General features: G+C 67.2%; 16 protein-coding genes. 10 read left to right on the top strand and 6 right to left on the bottom strand.

The features are described from left to right. Positions 1-105 precede the first annotated feature (105 nt). Positions 106-903, bottom strand: coding sequence for an undecaprenyl-diphosphate phosphatase (locus LN450_RS21590; protein ID WP_007968085.1), 798 nt, complete (start codon positions 901-903; stop codon positions 106-108). 221 nt (positions 904-1,124) lie between these two features. On the opposite strand from LN450_RS21590, the gene glnA reads away from it, so the two are divergent. From glnA to LN450_RS21625, 7 genes are all read left to right on the top strand, one after another. Further along, positions 1,125-2,534, top strand: a complete 1,410-nt coding sequence (gene glnA / locus LN450_RS21595; protein ID WP_003488480.1) for a type I glutamate--ammonia ligase — start codon at positions 1,125-1,127, stop codon at positions 2,532-2,534. A 273-nt stretch (positions 2,535-2,807) separates the two neighbouring features. Continuing rightward, positions 2,808-3,146 (top strand): P-II family nitrogen regulator, encoded by a 339-nt coding sequence (locus LN450_RS21600; protein ID WP_002808480.1) that lies wholly within the window; start codon positions 2,808-2,810, stop codon positions 3,144-3,146. Between the two features lie 22 nt (positions 3,147-3,168). Then, positions 3,169-4,611 (top strand): ammonium transporter, encoded by a 1,443-nt coding sequence (locus LN450_RS21605; RefSeq protein ID WP_011345920.1) that lies wholly within the window; start codon positions 3,169-3,171, stop codon positions 4,609-4,611. A gap of 264 nt (positions 4,612-4,875) precedes the next feature. After that, positions 4,876-5,931 carry a two-component system sensor histidine kinase NtrB gene (locus LN450_RS21610; protein WP_011345921.1) on the top strand — a complete coding sequence of 352 codons (1,056 nt, stop codon included), beginning with the start codon at positions 4,876-4,878 and terminating at the stop codon, positions 5,929-5,931. After that, positions 5,924-7,351, top strand: coding sequence for a nitrogen regulation protein NR(I) (ntrC, locus tag LN450_RS21615; protein ID WP_008571547.1), 1,428 nt, complete (start codon positions 5,924-5,926; stop codon positions 7,349-7,351). The genes LN450_RS21610 and ntrC overlap by 8 nt, the downstream gene beginning before the upstream one ends. A gap of 367 nt (positions 7,352-7,718) precedes the next feature. Next, positions 7,719-8,321, top strand: a complete 603-nt coding sequence (locus tag LN450_RS21620) for a superoxide dismutase family protein (RefSeq protein WP_011345922.1) — start codon at positions 7,719-7,721, stop codon at positions 8,319-8,321. Between the two features lie 48 nt (positions 8,322-8,369). Then, positions 8,370-9,017 carry a superoxide dismutase family protein gene (locus LN450_RS21625; protein WP_011345923.1) on the top strand — a complete coding sequence of 216 codons (648 nt, stop codon included), beginning with the start codon at positions 8,370-8,372 and terminating at the stop codon, positions 9,015-9,017. Between the two features lie 533 nt (positions 9,018-9,550). Here LN450_RS21625 and LN450_RS21630 read toward each other — a convergent pair. Both LN450_RS21630 and LN450_RS21635 read right to left on the bottom strand, forming a co-directional pair. Next, positions 9,551-9,988, bottom strand: coding sequence for a VOC family protein (locus tag LN450_RS21630; RefSeq protein ID WP_011345925.1), 438 nt, complete (start codon positions 9,986-9,988; stop codon positions 9,551-9,553). Further along, positions 9,985-10,869 carry a hypothetical protein gene (locus LN450_RS21635; RefSeq protein WP_039417480.1) on the bottom strand — a complete coding sequence of 295 codons (885 nt, stop codon included), beginning with the start codon at positions 10,867-10,869 and terminating at the stop codon, positions 9,985-9,987. Before LN450_RS21635 ends, LN450_RS21630 begins: the two co-directional genes overlap by 4 nt. 88 nt (positions 10,870-10,957) lie before the next feature. Between LN450_RS21635 and LN450_RS21640 the strand changes: the two genes are divergently transcribed. Next, complete coding sequence (locus LN450_RS21640) at positions 10,958-12,253, top strand: acetyl-CoA C-acetyltransferase (RefSeq protein ID WP_011345927.1); 1,296 nt, start codon at positions 10,958-10,960, stop codon at positions 12,251-12,253. A gap of 222 nt (positions 12,254-12,475) precedes the next feature. Here LN450_RS21640 and LN450_RS21645 read toward each other — a convergent pair whose 3' ends face one another. The 3 genes from LN450_RS21645 to LN450_RS21655 all read right to left on the bottom strand — a co-directional run bounded on the left by LN450_RS21645 (position 12,476) and on the right by LN450_RS21655 (position 15,598). Next, positions 12,476-13,741: a heme biosynthesis protein HemY gene (locus LN450_RS21645; protein WP_011345928.1), complete on the bottom strand. Its 1,266-nt coding sequence runs from the start codon at positions 13,739-13,741 to the stop codon at positions 12,476-12,478. After that, positions 13,738-14,715, bottom strand: a complete 978-nt coding sequence (locus tag LN450_RS21650) for a uroporphyrinogen-III C-methyltransferase (protein WP_008572010.1) — start codon at positions 14,713-14,715, stop codon at positions 13,738-13,740. The genes LN450_RS21645 and LN450_RS21650 overlap by 4 nt, the downstream gene beginning before the upstream one ends. Before the next feature lie 103 nt (positions 14,716-14,818). Beyond that, on the bottom strand, positions 14,819-15,598 hold the full coding sequence (locus tag LN450_RS21655) for a uroporphyrinogen-III synthase (protein WP_011345929.1): 780 nt from the start codon (positions 15,596-15,598) through the stop codon (positions 14,819-14,821). A 203-nt stretch (positions 15,599-15,801) separates the two neighbouring features. Between LN450_RS21655 and LN450_RS21660 the strand changes: the two genes are divergently transcribed. Next, positions 15,802-16,611 carry a glycosyltransferase family 25 protein gene (locus LN450_RS21660; RefSeq protein ID WP_039417482.1) on the top strand — a complete coding sequence of 270 codons (810 nt, stop codon included), beginning with the start codon at positions 15,802-15,804 and terminating at the stop codon, positions 16,609-16,611. Positions 16,612-16,935: 324 nt separating this feature from the next. Next, complete coding sequence (locus LN450_RS21665) at positions 16,936-17,406, top strand: YiiD C-terminal domain-containing protein (RefSeq protein ID WP_017156408.1); 471 nt, start codon at positions 16,936-16,938, stop codon at positions 17,404-17,406. Positions 17,407-17,414 lie beyond the last annotated feature (8 nt).

Genomic DNA, 17,414 nt, shown 5'->3' on the forward strand with positions numbered 1-17,414 from the left:
CGCAATCGGCTGGCAGCGCGCGGACGCGGCAGTGCCCAGCGCGTTTGTGTGCGCCCGGCCTGCACGTCGCAGCCATCACGACGTGCAGGCCGGGGCGGTGGAATGTCAGCCCGCCGCCGCCGGCAGCCACAGCAGCAGGGCGGCGCCCAGCAGCATGCGATACACCGCAAACACCGTGAAACGGTGCTTCTTGATATAGCCCAGCAGCCACTTCACCACCACAAAGCCGGTGATGGTCGCCGCCACGAAGGCCACCGCCACGTCGGTCCAGTTTTCGGTGCCGAAACCGCCTTCCTTGTACATCTCCAGCAGCGCGTAGCCGCTGGCCGCAAACATGGTCGGAATGCCCACCATGAACACGAAATCCGCCGCTGCCGAGCGCTTGCTCAGGCCCAGCAGCATCGCGATGAAGATCGTCGAGGCCGAGCGCGACGTTCCGGGAAAAACACCGGCCACGACCTGCGCCAGGCCTACGGCGATGGCTACCTTCCAGGTCACCACATCGCGCTCGGGCAGCTTGCCGGCGAAGTGTTCGGCCACCAGCATCCATACCCCGCCGATCAGCAACGCCCAGGCGACCGGTTGGAGCGTTTCGGGCAATTGCCAGCCGGCCTTGCGCACGATCAGCCCGACCACCGCGGTGACCAGGAAGGCCACGCCGACCTTGAGCACGTAGTCGCGGTTGGCGCGCTCGCCCAGGCCGGTGGCCAGGCTCCACAGGCGCTGCCGCAGCGCCAGGCAGATGGCCAGGATCGCGCCGGCCTGGATGACGATATTGAAGAAGTCAGAACGGCGTCCGAGCCATTGTTCGGCGATCAACAGGTGGCCGGTGCTGGAGATCGGCAGGAATTCGGTGAGGCCTTCGAGAATGCCCAACAACAGGGCGGAAATCAGATCGGACATCGGACTGGGCAGGGGTGAGGGAGGCGCCAGGATAGTGCATTGCGGCATGCACCATATCGGTGCGTTCTAATTTGCGCTTTGCACTTTCATGGTGCGATGCCGGTGGTACAGTTGCGAGCGATGTAAGCAAAATCAAGGGCTTGTGAAGCGCACAGGCTTGGCACGATCCCTGCTGTACTACCGCCCACGAGCCACTTAACTCCTGCCTGAGGTTTCTTCCGATGTCCGTGGAAAATGTTGAAAAGCTGATCAAGGACAACAAGGTCGAGTTCGTCGACCTGCGCTTCGTCGATATGCGTGGTGTACAGCAGCACATCACCTTTCCGGTCAATATCATCGAGCCGGCGCTGTTTGAAGAAGGCAAGATGTTCGACGGCAGTTCGATCGCGGGCTGGAAGGGCATCAACGAGTCGGACATGGTGTTGCTGCCGGACGCGGGCACCGCGTATCTGGATCCGTTCTTCGCCGATCCGACCATCGTGCTGACCTGCGACATCCTCGACCCGGCCACCATGCAGAGCTATGAGCGCGACCCGCGCGGCATCGCCAAGCGCGCCGAGGCCTACCTGAAGTCCTCCGGCACCGCAGACCAGGCGTTCTTCGGCCCGGAGCCGGAATTCTTCATCTTCGATTCGGTGCGCTTTGCCAACGACATGGGCCACACCTTCTTCCAGGTGGGTTCGGAAGAGGCGGCCTGGAACACCGGCGAAAAGTACGACGGCGGCAACAGCGGTTACCGCCCGGGCGTGAAGGGCGGCTACTTCCCGGTTCCGCCGACCGACAGCCTGCACGACCTGCGCGCGGAAATGATCAAGACGCTGGAACAGGTCGGCATCGAAACCGAGGTGCACCACCACGAAGTGGCCACCGCCGGCCAGTGCGAGATCGGCACCAAGTTCAGCTCGCTGGTGCAGAAGGCCGACGAACTGCTGACGATGAAGTACATCATCAAGAACGTCGCCTACCGCAACGGCAAGACCGCCACCTTCATGCCCAAGCCCATCGTGGGCGACAACGGCTCGGGCATGCACGTGCACCAGTCGCTGGCCAAGGGCGGCGTCAACCTGTTCACCGGCGACGGCTACGGCGGCCTGTCGCAGCTGGCGCTGTGGTACATCGGCGGCATCTTCAAGCATGCCCGCGCGATCAACGCCTTCGCCAACTCCGGCACCAACAGCTACAAGCGCCTGGTTCCGGGCTTCGAGGCGCCGGTGATGCTGGCCTATTCGGCGCGTAACCGTTCGGCCTCGTGCCGCATTCCGTGGGTCACCAACCCGAAGGCGCGCCGCATCGAAATGCGCTTCCCCGATCCGTTGCAGTCCGGCTACCTGACCTTCACCGCGCTGATGATGGCCGGCCTGGACGGCATCAAGAACCAGATCGACCCGGGCGCCCCGAGCGACAAGGACCTGTACGACCTGCCGCCGGAAGAAGAGAAGCTGATCCCGCAGGTGTGCTCCAGCCTGGACCAGGCCCTGGAAGCGCTGGACAAGGACCGCGAGTTCCTCAAGGCCGGCGGCGTGATGAGCGACGACTTCATCGACGGCTATATCGCGCTGAAGATGCAGGAAGTCACCAAGTTCCGTGCTGCGACCCACCCGTTGGAGTACCAGCTGTACTACGGCAACTGAGTTCCACCGCGGTGATGGCGGAGGCCCCCCTCCCACCTCCGCCATCGCCGCACATGTTCGATCGATCCAGGGCTCCGGCCGTGGATCGCAGGGGTAACGAGAGAGCACATCGTTCGCGGCGTGCGGGCCTGACCTCTCCCACGAGGCGGATGCATGGCATCTGCTGGGGTCCGCGCAATCGCGAACGATCGGATGCCGGGGTGGCATCCAGGTGACTGACACCGCCGGGCGGCGCAATGCCGGCCGGTTCTTTCCTCCATTCGGGGTATGCGCATGAAATTGATCACCGCCATCATCCGGCCGTTCAAGCTCGACGAGGTCCGCGAGGCCTTGTCTGCAGCAGGCGTGTCGGGCATCACCGTGACCGAGGTCAAGGGCTTCGGGCGCCAGAAAGGCCACACCGAGCTGTACCGCGGCGCCGAGTACGTCGTCGACTTCCTGCCCAAGATCAAGATCGAAACGGTGGTCACCGACGACCGTCTGGACGCGGTGGTCGAAGCGATCCAGAACGCCGCCGGCACCGGCAAGATCGGCGACGGCAAGATCTTCGTGACCGCGATCGAGCAGGTGGTGCGCATCCGCACCGGCGAGATCGGCGCCGATGCGCTCTGACCCCACCAGCCCCGGAGTTCGTATGAAGACAGCTCTTTTTGCCGGGTGGAAAGCCCGGTTCTACAGCGTGTGCATGCTGATGCTGTTCAGCGCGCTGATGGTGGGCGGCATGGGCAGCGCGCAGGCGCAGTCCGGTGCGCAGGTCACGCCGTTGCCGACCGAGCCGGTCACCACCGAACCGCTGCCGTCGGCGCAGCCGGTCGCCCCGCCGGTCGCCGCCGCCGAAGCCGCGCCGGTGGTGGAGAAGGGCGACGTCGCCTGGATGCTGACCTCCACCTTGCTGGTGCTGATGATGGTGGTGCCGGGCCTGGCGCTGTTCTACGGCGGCATGGTGCGCGCCAAGAACGTGCTGTCGGTGCTGATCCAGGTCGCCACAGTCTTTTCGCTGCTGACCGTCCTGTGGGTGCTGTATGGCTACAGCCTGGCGTTCTCCGGCGAAGGCGCGTGGATCGGCAATCTGGACAAGGCGCTACTCAAGGGCGTCACCATCGAAACCCTGGCGGCGACCTTCACCAAGGGCGTGAGCCTGCCGGAATACGTGTTCGTCGCGTTCCAGGCGACCTTTGCCGGCATCACCGGTGCGCTGATCGTCGGCGCCTTCGCCGAACGCGCCAAGTTCGCTGCGGTGCTGCTGTTCTCGGTGATCTGGTTCACCTTCGGCTACCTGCCGCTAGCGCACATGGTCTGGGCCACCGGCGGGTACCTGTTCGGACTGGGCGCGCTGGATTTCGCCGGTGGCACGGTCGTGCATATCAATGCCGGTGTTGCCGGCCTGGTCGGCGCCTACTTCGTCGGCAAGCGTGCCGGGCTGGGGCGTGAGGCGATTAAGCCGCACAACGTGACCCTGACCTTCGTCGGCGCCTCGCTGCTGTGGGTGGGGTGGTTCGGCTTCAATGCCGGTTCCAACCTGGAAGCCAATGCCGGTGCGGCGCTGGCCTTCCTCAACACCTTGCTGGCTACCGCCGCCGCCATCCTGGGCTGGTCGCTGACCGAGAAGATCATCAAGGGCAAGTCGTCCGCCCTGGGCGTGGCCTCGGGCATGGTGGCCGGCCTGGTCGGCATCACTCCGGCTTGCGGCACCGTGGGTCCGTTCGGCGCGATCGTCATTGGTCTTGCCGCCGGCGTGCTGTGCGTCTGGGGCGTCACCGGCCTGAAGCGCCTGCTGGGCGCCGACGACAGCCTGGACGTGTTCGGCGTGCATGGCCTGGGCGGCATCATCGGTGCCATCCTCACCGGCGTGTTCTCGGCGGCCTCGCTTGGCGGCCAGAAGGGTGGCGATTACGACATCGTGCACCAAGTCGGTATCCAGGCCCTGGGCGTAGGCATCACCGTGGGCTGGATCGGCGTGGTGTCGGTGGTCGGGTTCCTGGTGGCCAAGCTGGTGTTCGGCCTGCGCGTCAGCGAAGAAGCCGAGCGCGAGGGCCTGGACATCACCTCCCACGGTGAAGCTGCGTACGAGTCCTGAGCATGCACACCCGCGGCCGCGCTGCCGCGGGTGGCGCCCTGACCCGGCCGGGACCGCCCAGCCGGGTCCGTTTTCCCCCGCCGCCCATTGGGCGCGGAACCACTGCCGAGGTGCCTGCATGACCAGCCCCACGCCCGTGACTGCCGGCGCGGATGCACGCTGGATCGGTGCGACCCGCCGCCGTCCGGCCTCCATGGTGTCTCCGTGCGCTTCGCTTTGCGCGACATCGATGCATGGCGCTGCGCTTTGCACTAAATTGGTGCAATGGTGACGTCCTCTTCCATGCCATCACTGGACAGCCTGGGCACACCGGTCGCCTGGGCCGACCGCGAGGGCCACGTGCTGGGCGTCAACCCGGCGTTCGCGCGCTGGCTCGGGGTCAGTGCACGGCGGTTGGTCGAACAGCCCCTGGCCGCGCTGGAAGTGCAGGGCGACGCGTTGGCGCGCTTTCTGCTCAACGACGAACGTGACGTCTTGCGCCTGCACCGGCTGGCGCTGGGCCTGCCCAACGATGCGCCGCGTTTTGCCGAAGGCTGGCTGTCGCGGCTGGACGATGGCGGCTGGCTGCTGGAAACCCACCCGGTCGACGAATTTCCCGCGCTCGATCCCACCCACGCCCTGCCCAATGCCTTGAGCGCTGCGCTGAAAGGGTTGGCGCACGAGCTGCGTAACCCGCTGGCCGGGCTCAAGGGCGCCGCGCAGCTGCTGGCGCGCCGCGCGGCCGGGCGCGACGAAGACGAGCGCGAGCTGATCGAGCTGATCGGCACCGAGATCGAGCGCCTCAACACCCTGCTCGAACGGCTGCTCTCGCCCACCCCGGCGCGCCCGCACGACCGCCTCAACATCCATGTCGTGCTCGAACGCGTGCTACGCCTGGCCGAAGCTGAAGGCGGCTGGTCGGTGCAGGTGCAGCGCGACTACGACCCCAGCATTCCCGACATTCTGGGCGATGGCGACCGCCTGACCCAGGCGGTGTGGAACCTGGTGCGCAACGCCTTCCAGGCCGGCGCCACACGCGTGACGCTGCGCACCCGCGTGGAGCATGGCCAGCGCATCCGCGACCGCGTGCATGCGATGTCGCTGCGGCTGGAAATCATCGACGACGGCGGCGGCGTGCCGGAAGAACTGGCCGAGCACCTGTTTCTGCCACTGGTCAGTGGCCGTGCCGAAGGCAGCGGTCTGGGCCTGGCGCTGGCCCAGCAGGTTTCGCGCGAGCACCACGGCACGCTGACCTATCGCTCGCGTCCGGGCCATACCGTTTTCACCCTGCTGCTGCCCGAGCTGGCCGGCGATCACGACAAGGAGCAACCGCATGGCTGAGGCCGCCGCCGTATCCCATATCTGGGTGGTCGACGACGACCGGTCGGTCCGTTTCGTGCTGTCCACCGCCTTGCGCGATGCCGGCTATGCCGTGGACGGCTTCGACAGCGCCGCCGCCGCGCTGCAGGCGCTCGCCATGCGGCCCACGCCGGATTTGCTGTTCACCGACGTGCGCATGCCCGGCGAAGACGGCCTGACCCTGCTCGACAAACTCAAATCCAAACACCCGCACTTGCCGGTGATCGTGATGTCGGCCTATACCGACGTTGCCAGCACCGCCGGTGCCTTCCGCGGCGGGGCGCACGAGTTCCTGTCCAAGCCGTTCGACCTGGACGACGCGGTGGCACTGGCCGCACGCGCGCTGCCGGACGCCGATGCCGGCGTCGAAGAAATCGTCGCCACGCGGCTGGCCGAGGGCTCGGCTTCGCTGATCGGCGACACGCCCGCGATGCAGGCCTTGTTCCGCGCGATCGGGCGCCTGGCGCAGGCGCCGCTGTCGGTGCTGATCAATGGCGAAACCGGTACCGGCAAGGAGCTGGTCGCGCGCGCGCTGCACAACGAATCGCCGCGCGCGCGCAAACCCTTCGTCGCGCTCAACACCGCCGCCATCCCGGCCGAACTGCTGGAAAGCGAATTGTTCGGCCACGAAACCGGCGCCTTTACCGGGGCGACCAAACGGCATATCGGCCGCTTCGAACAGGCCGATGGCGGCACGCTGTTTCTGGACGAAATCGGCGACATGCCGTTGCCGCTGCAGACCCGCCTGCTGCGCGTGTTGGCAGAGAACGAATTCTTCCGCGTCGGTGGGCGCGAATTGATCCGCGTCGATGTACGCGTGATTGCCGCCACCCACCAGGACCTGGAAGCGCTGGTCGAACAAGGCCGCTTCCGCGCCGATCTGCTGCACCGCCTGGATGTGGTGCGCCTGCAGTTGCCGCCACTGCGCGAACGGCGCGGCGACATCGCGCAACTGGCCGAAAATTTCCTGGCCATGGCCGGGCGCAAACTCGACATGCTGCCCAAGCGGCTCTCGTCGGCCGCGCTGGAAGACCTGCGCCAGTACGACTGGCCCGGCAACGTGCGCGAACTGGAAAACGTGTGCTGGCGCCTGGCGGCGCTGGCGACCTCGGACATCATCGACGTGGTCGACGTGGACGCCGCATTGGCGCGCGGCGGCCGGCGTCACCGCAGCGGCCGCAGCGACGGGCAGTGGGACGACATGCTTTCCAGCTGGGCCGCGCAACGCCTGAGCGAAGGTGCCCAGGGCCTGCACGCCGAAGCGCGCGAGCGCCTGGACAGGACCTTGCTCGAAGCGGCCCTGCAACTCACCCAGGGCCGCCGCGCCGAAGCTGCTGCCCGCCTGGGACTGGGCCGCAACACGGTCACCCGCAAACTCGGCCCGGGGCGCAAACGCCGCTGATCTGGGTCCAACGCCCCTCGCCGATGGGGACGGGGTTGGGGCGAGGGTGCCGGCCGATGAAAGCGCGAGTGCCCGCGCACCTATCCAGCGATGCCTTGATCGAGCCGAGGCCGCCCGACAGTGCCCGCGGCAAGCATTGATGAGTGGTACGCCGCCGCATGCGGCGCTGTCGATGACGCCACCGCAACCCTGCCGTGCCGACGCCGTCGTCCGGGCAGTCACGCAGCGTGCCTGGCGCCTCGCACACCATCCGACAAGCCGACCCGGCACACCGACCCCGTACACTCCCGTGCCGCCAGCAGGCCCATTTCATGACACGTGAACATGCGCCCGCATAGGTTTCCAGCCTGATCAGGAGAACTGCTCGATGCGTTACCGGTCGCCCACGATCGTTGCCCTCACCGCGCTGGCGCTGGCCGCCTGCAGCAGCACGCCACCGCCGCCCAAGGCGCCTCCGCCGCCAGCGGCGCGGATCGTGCCTGCGCGCCCGGTGCAGCAAGCCGAGGCCGCGCTGGCTTCGGCCTCGGGCAGCCTGGTCAGCGGCCGGGTGGTGCTGGTGCCGGCGCTGCAGGGCATCCGCCTCACCGGCACCATCGGCGGCCTGCGTCCGGGCGGTGTGTCCGGATTCCATGTGCACGAACGCGGCGATTGCAGCGCGGCCGATGCCAGCAGCGCAGGCGCGCATTTCAACCCGGGTGGCGCGCCGCACGGGCGTGCCGGTGGCGGCGCGCATCATCTGGGCGACATGGACAATCTGCGTGCAGACGCCGAAGGCGTGGTGCATCTGGACATGATTCTGTCCGGCATCAGTCTGGGCGATGGCGCCCCGACCGACGTGGTCGGCAAGTCGCTGATCGTGCATGCCGACCCCGACGACTATCGCAGCCAGCCCAGCGGCAATGCCGGTGCGCGCCTGGCCTGCGGCGTCATTCGCGTCACCCAATGGGGCACGCCCCCTTCGCAGCCCTGAGTCGGGGCGTCAACGGCTGCAGTTGCGGCCTTTCTTCAGGAGTACTCCATGCGCATTGTTCCGACCACCTTGTTTCTGGCCACCGCCCTGGTGCTGACCGCGTGCAAGCGCGAGGAACCAGCGCCGGCCGAGCGGGCACCCGCACCGCAGGCCAGCACGCCGGCCGAAGCGGCGCACGGTGGCGAACACGCCGCCTCCATGGTCACCGAGGCGGCGGCCACCACCACCGCAACCGCCGAGCTCAAGCCGACCAAGGGCAATGACGTCAAAGGCACGGTGACGTTCAAGACCGTCGACGGTGCGCTGCGCGTCACCGGCCAGCTCAGCGGCCTCAAGCCCAATACCGAGCACGGCTTCCACATCCACGAAAAGGGCGATTGCAGCGCACCGGACGGCAGCAGCGCCGGCGGTCACTTCAACCCGTCCCAGTCCGATCACGGCAACGTCAGCGCCGAGCCGCACCACGGTGGCGACATGCCCAACATCACCGCCGACGCGCAGGGTAACGCCAGCATCGACGGCCCGGTCTCCAGCAACGTCAACCTCGGCAAGGCCGACCAGTTCGATATCGCCGGCCACGCGGTGATCGTGCATGCCGACGCAGACGACTACAAAACCCAGCCCACCGGCAACGCGGGCGGCCGCCTGGCTTGCGGCGTGATCACCACCGACAACGCGCAGGCGGCGACCAAGTAAGCGCTCCGCGACCGTTGTCGATGCACGGCAACGGTTGAATACGACGACGTTGCGGGCGATGTCGGCCGACCGGCCGGTGGACATGCAGGCAGCGCTGCAGCTCACACACCAACGCCGCGGCGACAGCGCCGCGGCGTTTGCGTAGGCGCGAGGTGCAGCGTCCAACCTTCGCTCCGATCGCGATATGGCGCACACATGGGTGCATGCGCCTGGATGCGGCAGCTTGCCGATGCCGTAAGCGCGAGCCGTGCGCATCCAGCGCAGCGATTGTCGAACGAACGCGGCAAACGCCGTCTTCCACTGCCCCTGGCGATCACCCGGTGATCCGCTTGCCAGCGGTCATTGTGCGTAGGCAGACGCGGTGTCTGTCCAAGGCCGATCGGGCCAGAGCCAATCGGGCACGCGAACAGTTCGCTTGAAGGCAGTGCACGCTGTTCGAGGAGATCGAACCGGTGGCATCCAGCCCGCCAATCGCGCGACAACCTCAGGTGTTGATCGATCACGGCAAATGCGGCTCACCGCGCAGCGATCACTCAATAATTCGCCCACAACCCCGGTGTCGCCAATTCCAGCAAATGCGCATCGGGATCGCGGAAGTAAATGCTTTGCCCGCCGCCCGGCCATTGCGTACGGCCTTCGATGGCGACCCCGCAGGCATGCAGGTGATTTTCCCAGCCGGGCAGGGCATCGCTTGCGACCGCCAGTGCGAAATGCTGGCACCCGTTGCCTTCATGCGGCGGAATCGTGCCGCCTGGCAGCGTGACCGTCGCCGAGGTGCTGCCTTGCAGGAACACCAACAAGACCTGCCCAGGCGCGATGGCGTAGGCGGCCATGCGCGTATCGCGGTGCATCGGTTGCAACCCCAGCACGCGCGCGTAGAAGGCGCATGCGCGCTCCAGGTCCGCAACATACACGCCGGTCTCCAGCACGCCCTGCAGCGCAGGGGGCAAGGCCGCCGGCGTCTGGCTCACGCCGCCAGCGCCTGCCGCGGATCCTGGCCCGGCTCGATATGCACGTACAGCACGGGCAGCCCATGCGCTTCCAGCACGGCGGCCATCTGCCGCTGGCGTGCCAGATAGTGCTCATAGACGCCGCGCAGGCGTTCGCAATCTTCGCGGTCGTGCGCGTAGTAATCGCACCAGCCTGCGGGATCGAACAAGGCGATACGCACTTCGCCATCGATGTAGCGCAACACCGGCTCGGGGGGCTGCTCCAGCCACTCTTCGGTGTGCGGCGCCAGCAGTGCGGCTTCGATCAGCGGCCACAGCGGCGCCAGGCCCTGATTGTCGTACTGCATCGACATCATCGCCGCCAGATCGTTGGCGGTGAGATACCGCGCATGCTCGATGCGGGCGCCGAAGCTTTCCTGCGCCAGCAACGCGGTATCGGCCTGCGCCATTCCCTGGGCCAGCAGCACTTCCTCCATGGCGTCGGCCACGCCGGCAACCGTGTGCGGGTCGCCCGACAGCAGGAACGGCAACACGCGCAACCCACCGCCGGCCAGTTGCGCATCGGCCTGGAACGGCAGCGGGATCTCGCCTTGCGCGTCGGCACCGAAGGCCAGCACCCGCGGGCCCTGGTCGCGCCCGGGTGCACGCGCCTGCAGCTCTTCCAGGCGCCGATGCAGCGGCCAGCCGGGCCGCAACACTTCGGACGGATCGAAATGCGCCAACGCCACGCTCAATTCCAGATCGCGGACTTCCGGGATCCATTGCGCCAGGTCGCGGCCGATGCGTTCGGCCAGCATGCCGGCCTGCGCCGGCGCCAAGGCGCCGCGCTCGGGGGCGCTTCCGCCGGTCAATTCCAGCGCCAGCACACCCATGGCGGTTACGCCGTGTTCGGTCTTGCTCATGATTCGCGGTTGGCCCATCACGGGGTCGAAGCTACACTGCGGCCATTATGCCTGCCGGCCCTGTGCAGGCCATGTCCCCGAGTCCTCCATGCCAGGTCAACCGATGCCCGCAGCCCGTCCCGTCGCCATTTTGGGCGGCGTTCGTATCCCGTTCTGTCGTCAGAACACCGCGTACGCGGATGTGGGCAACCTGGGCATGTCGGTGCGCACGCTGGGCGCGTTGGTCGAGCGCTTCGGGTTGCATGGGCAGCAATTGGGCGAAGTGGCGATGGGCGCGGTGATCAAGCATTCCGCGGACTGGAACCTGGCGCGCGAGGCGGCGCTGTCGTCGGGTCTGTCGCCGCTGACGCCGGGCATCACCCTGCAGCGCGCCTGCGGCACCAGCCTGGATTCGGTGATCACCATCGCCAACAAGATCGCGCTGGGGCAGATCGACTCGGGCATCGGCGGCGGCTCTGACACCACCTCCGAAGTGCCGATCGTGTACGGCAAGAAGTTGCGCGCACGGCTGCTGGCCGCCAACCGTGCCAAGGCCACCGGCGACAAGCTCAGGGCGCTGCTGCGTGGCTTCAAGCTGGCCGAGCTCAAGCCCGAGTTCCCCGGCGTGGCCGAGCCGCGCACCGGCAAGAGCATGGGCGACCACTGCGAGGACATGGCCAAGGAATGGAACATCTCGCGCGATTCGCAGGACGAATGGGCGGTGGCTTCGCACCACAAGCTGGCCGCTGCCTATGAGCGCGGTTTCTTCGACTCGCTGATCGCGCCGTTCCGCGGCGTCTCGCGCGACAACATCCTGCGCGCGGACACCTCGCTGGAAAAACTCGCCACGCTACGCCCGGCCTTCGACAAGACCTCCGGCCGCGGCACGTTGACCGCCGCCAATTCCACCCCGCTCACCGATGGCGCCGCCGCGGTGCTGCTCTCCAGCGAAGCCTGGGCGCTGGCGCATGGCCACACGCCGATGGCCTACCTGCGCGATGCACAGGTGGCGGCAGTCGACTTCGTGCATGGCGAAGGCCTGCTGATGGCGCCCACCATCGCGGTGCCGCAGATGCTGGCGCGTCAGGGCCTGACCCTGCAGGATTTCGACATCTACGAAATCCACGAGGCCTTCGCCGCGCAGGTGCTGTGCACGTTGCGTGCCTGGGAGAGCGAGGATTACTGCCGCAATCGCCTCGGGCTGGATGCGCCGCTGGGACGCATCGACCCGGACAAGATCAATCCGCTGGGCTCGTCGCTGGCCACCGGCCATCCGTTCGCCGCCACTGGCGCACGCGTGGTGGCCACGGCCGCCAAACAGCTGGAAGAGCGCGGCGGCGGCCGTGCATTGATTTCGATCTGCACCGCCGGCGGCATGGGCGTGGTGGCGATCGTCGAGCGCTGATGCCGTGGTGCGGTACGGGATTGGGCATTCGGGATTGGGGATTTGCAGAAGCGGCAGTTGAATTCTGCCGTTGCGGGTCCGCCATCCTTAATTCCATCGCTGTATGGCTAACAATGCGACGTCAGCTTCTCCGATGAAGTAGATGGCCGCTTGGCGCGCATTGGCCCCGTTCGCGGGAGTGCAATGCGGCGGTACGCACATCGCATACCGCCGCTGTCCCGACTACAAAATGCGATCGTCCGCTGCGTGCGGATCGACTGGCGCCGGGTCGTACGTGGTGACGATCGGCCCGCGCAACGACTGCTGTGGCATGACGTCGCGTACCGGTTCGCCGCGTGCGGCGCGCAAGGTATTGGCGTAGCAATGCTGTGCCGACAGCAGGTCGCCGGAGGCGGCAAACCCGTGTCCCAGCTCTTCCCAGGCCTCGCTGCCGGCGCCGCTTGCGATGGCGCGATGCAGGAATTCCTCGGCCTGCGACCACTGCTGTTGATGACGCGCGAGCCGCGCCAGTGTCAGCAACAGCCCTGGGCTGTCGGGATATTGGGTCAGCCAGCGCTGCGCGCTGGCGCGGCGCGAATCGTATTTTTCCAGCGGCAGCACGCCGTACAGGCGTACCAGCGATTCGTCCCATTGCGCGTCCAGCGCCTGCTCCAGGCTGTGCACGGCGGCATCGTCCCAATGCAGCACGGCCGCACGTTGCGCGTAGGCGCCAACCACTGCCGGAGTGGTGCGTAATGTCTTGGGCAATGCTTCCCAGCGCTCGGCCAGTGCATTGGCGTCGCTGGCCTGCAACAGGGTCTGCTCGGCCAGCGTCGCTTCCAGCGTGCTGTAGGCATCGGGCGCCAAGACCGCCTGCTGACGCAGGGCACCGAGCTGGCCATAGGCTTCGTCGGCGCGACCGATCTGCGCCAGGGCGCGGGTGCGCAACAGCAGGCCGCGTGCCGGCAACGGCTGCGCGTTGGCGCTATCCAGTGCATTGATCGCATCGACCGGGCGCTGGCGCGCCAGGTGCCGCTCGCCCTGCAACAGCGCATAGCCTGTCGGGTCGCGCTCGGCCAGTTGCTTTGCCAGTGCCGTGGCCGCCGCCTCGTCGCCGCGCGCATCGGCCACGCGCACCGCGCTGGCCAGGGCGATGCCGCTGACCTCGTCGTCTTCGCTGGCACTGACCAGCAGCCGCTCGGCGCGCTGCCATTGGCCATGATCGGCAGCGCGCAGGCCTTCGATCAAACGCGCACGGCCCTTGTTGCGGCGGTACTTGCCCCACACGCGGAACGGCAGGCTGATCAACGTCCACAGCAGCCACAGCACCAGCAATGCGATCAGCAGGATCAGCAGCGCTTGCGGCATGGCGGCGTGATAGTCGTTGCCCCCCACACTGACAACGACGTTGCCCAGGTCGTAACTGTTCTGATGCGACAGCCACTGTGCGCCAAGCACGCCCAGCGCCACGGCAATCAGCAGGATCAAGACGGTACGCAACACTTTCATTGGGTGGATCTCCCTTCACGCATGGCCTGCAGTTGCAGCAGGGTGGTGCCCAGTTCCGGCAGGCGCGGACGCAGTGGCGCTTGTTGCAGGCTGCGCAAGCGTGCACGCAGCTGACGACGTTGCGGCGAATCCGGCCAGAGCCGGGTGGTCCAGGTCTCCACGCGGCGCAGCGATTGCGCAAAACCGGCGGCATCGCCACGTTCCGCGGCGGCGCGGGCCAGGCTGATTTCGATCTGCACTGCATCGCGCGCAGCACGCCGGTCGCCGCCGGTCAGCAAGGCGTCGCCGCGGCTGGGGCGGATGTCCACCAGCGGCGCCAGCGCTTTTTGCCACCACGGTTGCGCCGCGGCGCTGGCCTGTGCGGTCTGTTCCGGCAGGCGCTGCAACTCGGCGGCCAAGGTGTCCAGATTCTTGCCCGCCTCCGCCTGCGGGCCGGCCCCCAGACGCTCCAGCGCATCGCGTTCCTGCACCAATGCCTGACGCAGATTGAGGTAACCGGGGTCGTCGATGCCGTTGAGTGCGCCGTTGGCCAGCGCATAGGCGCGCCGCGCGCCATCGGCATCGCCGGCGATACTCAGGCGCTGCTGGCCAAGCCGCAGCAGCAGCTCCACTTCATCCAGACGCAGCGCCTGTGCGCCATGACGGTTGGGGTCGGCCAGCTTTTGCACGGTGTCTTCGAGCAACGCGCTGCGCTGACTCAAGCCCAGCATCTCGTCGCGCAGGACGCGGTTGGTGGCCGCCGCGTCCTGCAGACGCTCGTTGGCCAGGCGCTGATCGCGGCGCAGCGTCTCCAGCATCTGCTGGGTGCCGTCCCAGCGTTGCTGCTGCGCCTGCGCGGCCTGCAGCTGCGTTGCCTGATAGTTCTGCCACGCGCGCCAGCCCAGGAACAGCGCCACGCCCACGGCCGCCACGGCGACGACAAGCAGCAGCCATGCCAAGGGAAAGCGTCGCGCAGGAGCGGGCATTTCGGTCATTCGGACATCCTCGGGCAGTCACGACCGGCGCAGGCGCCGCAGTCATCGCACACAGCATGGCGTGCAGCGCCGGACGGCGGCAAGCTGTGCTTGAGTTCGCAGTTCAGCAAGGTCGTGGTGGTGTCATGATTGCCGCCCCAGCAGCAGCGGCGAGCTGCTGCGGCAACGGGCCTGCTGCGCGCATGCCATGCACGAAACCGGCTGCATGTGCGGCGTCGAGCATGCGATCGCTGGATGCCACTACCGGACGCTGTTGCCACGCAGCGACCAATTCGGCAGGCAGCTGTTGCAGAACCAGCGTCAGCGCTTCGGCGCTACTGAGCGCCAGCACGCTGCGCGGCAGTGCAAGCGACAACGCCTGGATGGACGAGGCGCGCAAGCGCAGCGGGACGCGTCGATAGACATCGGCACGCACGATGCGTGCACCGCGCTGCTGCAACGTGGGCGCCAGCATGCCGCGCCCGCCGGGGGCAGTGATCAGCCCGACGGCCTGTAGCGGTGCCTGCAGCAGCGGCAGCGCAAGCAGGCCTTCGCTGTCCATGCGCGCCGGCCGCACCACGCTGTCGATGCCGCAGGCGTGCAATGCGCGTGCAGTGCCGTCGCCCACGCTGACCCAGTGCGCCGGCGCCGGGCGCTGCAGCGGCGCCAGACGATGCGCTGCCTGCACCGCGGCCGGGCTGGTGAAAATCGCAATCGGTGCTGCCAGCGCCTGCCGCAGCGCGTCTCGCGCCTGCGCGGTGTCATGGGTCTGCAGGCGCCATGGCGACAGCGCAAGTACCCGTCCGCTATGCCGCGCAACTGCCCGCCGTAACGGCGCATGTTCACCGCTGGGGCGCAGCGAGATCAGGGTCCAGGCAGCGTCGGGATGGGCAAGGCCGGTCATGAGGTGATTATGCGAGAGCGTGGGTCACCTGCGGCCCACTGTCGCCGCATCCGGGGATGCCAGTACGAATCGATGGCGCAATGCCGGCAGCCAGAGCGATGATTCGGCAGCCTGACTGGCGCCCTTCGACTCGATCCGGAACCTCTTGCAACCGCTGGGAATCCGGTCACGATCCTGGCCGACAACCGTGCTGGAGCGGCGAAGTGATCAAGTCCTACCTTATCAACATGCAGCGCAGCGGCGACCGGTTGCAGGCCATGTCGGCGCGCTTCGATGCGCTGGGCCTGCCGTTCGAGCGCATTGCTGCCATTGATGGCGCCACGTTGACGGACGAGCAGATCGCCCACTTTGTACGCGAGCGCCCGTTGGAAGGGTCGGGCGATGCCTTCAGCGCCGGCCCGCGCAAGTGGACGGCGTCCAACATCGGCTGCTTTCTCAGTCACCAGGCAGCGTGGCGCATTGCGGCCGATTCCGACGACGCCTACACGGCGATTTTCGAAGACGACATGCATCTGTCCGATGCGCTGCCGGCGTTGCTGGGCAGCACCGATTGGCTACCGGGTGGCCGCAGCATCGTGCGGCTGGAGCCGTCCTACAACCGCATCAAACTCGATGCCAAGGTGGCGGATGTCGCCGGACGCCAACTGCGCCTGGTGCGGCCATCGACGTATCAGCATTGCTGGCCGGTATGCGCCGGCGCGCTGATCATCAGCAGGGATGCGGCGCGATTGCTGCTGGCTGCGAAGGCGCGCTGGCACACCATGGCCGATATCTTTTTGTTCGGCTGGAACGAGTCGCCGGTGGCGCACCAGTTGTCCACCTATCAGCTCTCGCCGGCTGCGTGCATCCAGGACAAATTCTTCCATGCAGCTGCGGAAAACATCGTATTTACCAGCACCATCGATGCGCCGCTGACGCACGCACAGAAGCAGCGCAGCACGCATTGGAAAGCCAAGGCCACCGCGCTGTTGCGGGTGGCGCAGGGCTATCGCAAGGTGGTCTTTGCGCCTTAGCGCGGCAAACAATCCGTCGCGCGCAGGCGTCGGTCGTGCCGGGCGGTTGCGCGGTCGTTGGCGGGCGGTTTGATGCATGGCGCGCTATCTGCAACGCCACCGGCAGGCATCGTGGCGGATACCGCGTGCTGACCGAGCGCGTGATCCGGGCTGGGCCAAGGCATCGAAAAGGTTGTTGCATGTGGCCAGCGCGATGCCGGCCCACACATCGCACGTGGCGATGACTGCATTCACCATGCGGTACCGCATGTCATGCAGGTGCACAAGACGCTCGCAGAACATTGCGGCATGATGCCGCCCTTCGCCGTCTTTCAGTCTTTGCCGATGACTCCTTCGTGCACGCTCGCATCCGCCCTGCAGTCGCTGCAGCAGCAGTTCATCGCCATGCCGCCGGTCCTGTCGATGGGCATTGCCGTGGACGGTCTGCACGATGGTGCGTTGCGCCTGCGGGCGCCGCTGCAGGCCAACGTCAACGACAAGGCCAATGCGTTCGGCGGCAGCCTGGCCTCGCTGATGACGCTGGCCAGCTGGGGGTGGCTGACCCTGCAGCTGCAATTGGCTGGGCACCACGCCGATGTCTACGTTGCAGACAGCCAGCTGCGCTATGTCGCGCCTGTGTACGAAGACCTGGTCGCCAATGCCGAGCCGTCCGAGTTGGGAAGCTGGGAGGCCTTTCTGGCGACGTTCCGGCAGCGTGGCAAGGCGCGCATCGGCATGCGCGCGCAGATCGCACTGGGCTCCGGTGCCGCCGCGGCCACGTTGAGCGGGCGCTTCGTGGCGTTTCCAAAACGGTAGGATGCCGG

Origin of the sequence: Xanthomonas euvesicatoria pv. euvesicatoria (assembly GCF_020880415.1) — a bacterium.
GTDB lineage: Bacteria > Pseudomonadota > Gammaproteobacteria > Xanthomonadales > Xanthomonadaceae > Xanthomonas > Xanthomonas euvesicatoria.

Excerpts from the sequence above, each read along its gene's own strand:
- LN450_RS21590 (WP_007968085.1), bottom strand. The coding sequence starts at position 903 with ATGTCCGATCTGATTTCCGCCCTGTTGTTGGGCATTCTCGAAGGCCTC.
- glnA (WP_003488480.1), top strand. The coding sequence starts at position 1,125 with ATGTCCGTGGAAAATGTTGAAAAGCTGATCAAGGACAACAAGGTCGAG.
- LN450_RS21600 (WP_002808480.1), top strand. The coding sequence starts at position 2,808 with ATGAAATTGATCACCGCCATCATCCGGCCGTTCAAGCTCGACGAGGTC.
- LN450_RS21605 (WP_011345920.1), top strand. The coding sequence starts at position 3,169 with ATGAAGACAGCTCTTTTTGCCGGGTGGAAAGCCCGGTTCTACAGCGTG.
- LN450_RS21610 (WP_011345921.1), top strand. The coding sequence starts at position 4,876 with ATGGTGACGTCCTCTTCCATGCCATCACTGGACAGCCTGGGCACACCG.
- ntrC (WP_008571547.1), top strand. The coding sequence starts at position 5,924 with ATGGCTGAGGCCGCCGCCGTATCCCATATCTGGGTGGTCGACGACGAC.
- LN450_RS21620 (WP_011345922.1), top strand. The coding sequence starts at position 7,719 with ATGCGTTACCGGTCGCCCACGATCGTTGCCCTCACCGCGCTGGCGCTG.
- LN450_RS21625 (WP_011345923.1), top strand. The coding sequence starts at position 8,370 with ATGCGCATTGTTCCGACCACCTTGTTTCTGGCCACCGCCCTGGTGCTG.
- LN450_RS21635 (WP_039417480.1), bottom strand. The coding sequence starts at position 10,869 with ATGAGCAAGACCGAACACGGCGTAACCGCCATGGGTGTGCTGGCGCTG.
- LN450_RS21640 (WP_011345927.1), top strand. The coding sequence starts at position 10,958 with ATGCCAGGTCAACCGATGCCCGCAGCCCGTCCCGTCGCCATTTTGGGC.
- LN450_RS21645 (WP_011345928.1), bottom strand. The coding sequence starts at position 13,741 with ATGAAAGTGTTGCGTACCGTCTTGATCCTGCTGATTGCCGTGGCGCTG.
- LN450_RS21650 (WP_008572010.1), bottom strand. The coding sequence starts at position 14,715 with ATGACCGAAATGCCCGCTCCTGCGCGACGCTTTCCCTTGGCATGGCTG.
- LN450_RS21655 (WP_011345929.1), bottom strand. The coding sequence starts at position 15,598 with ATGACCGGCCTTGCCCATCCCGACGCTGCCTGGACCCTGATCTCGCTG.
- LN450_RS21665 (WP_017156408.1), top strand. The coding sequence starts at position 16,936 with ATGACTCCTTCGTGCACGCTCGCATCCGCCCTGCAGTCGCTGCAGCAG.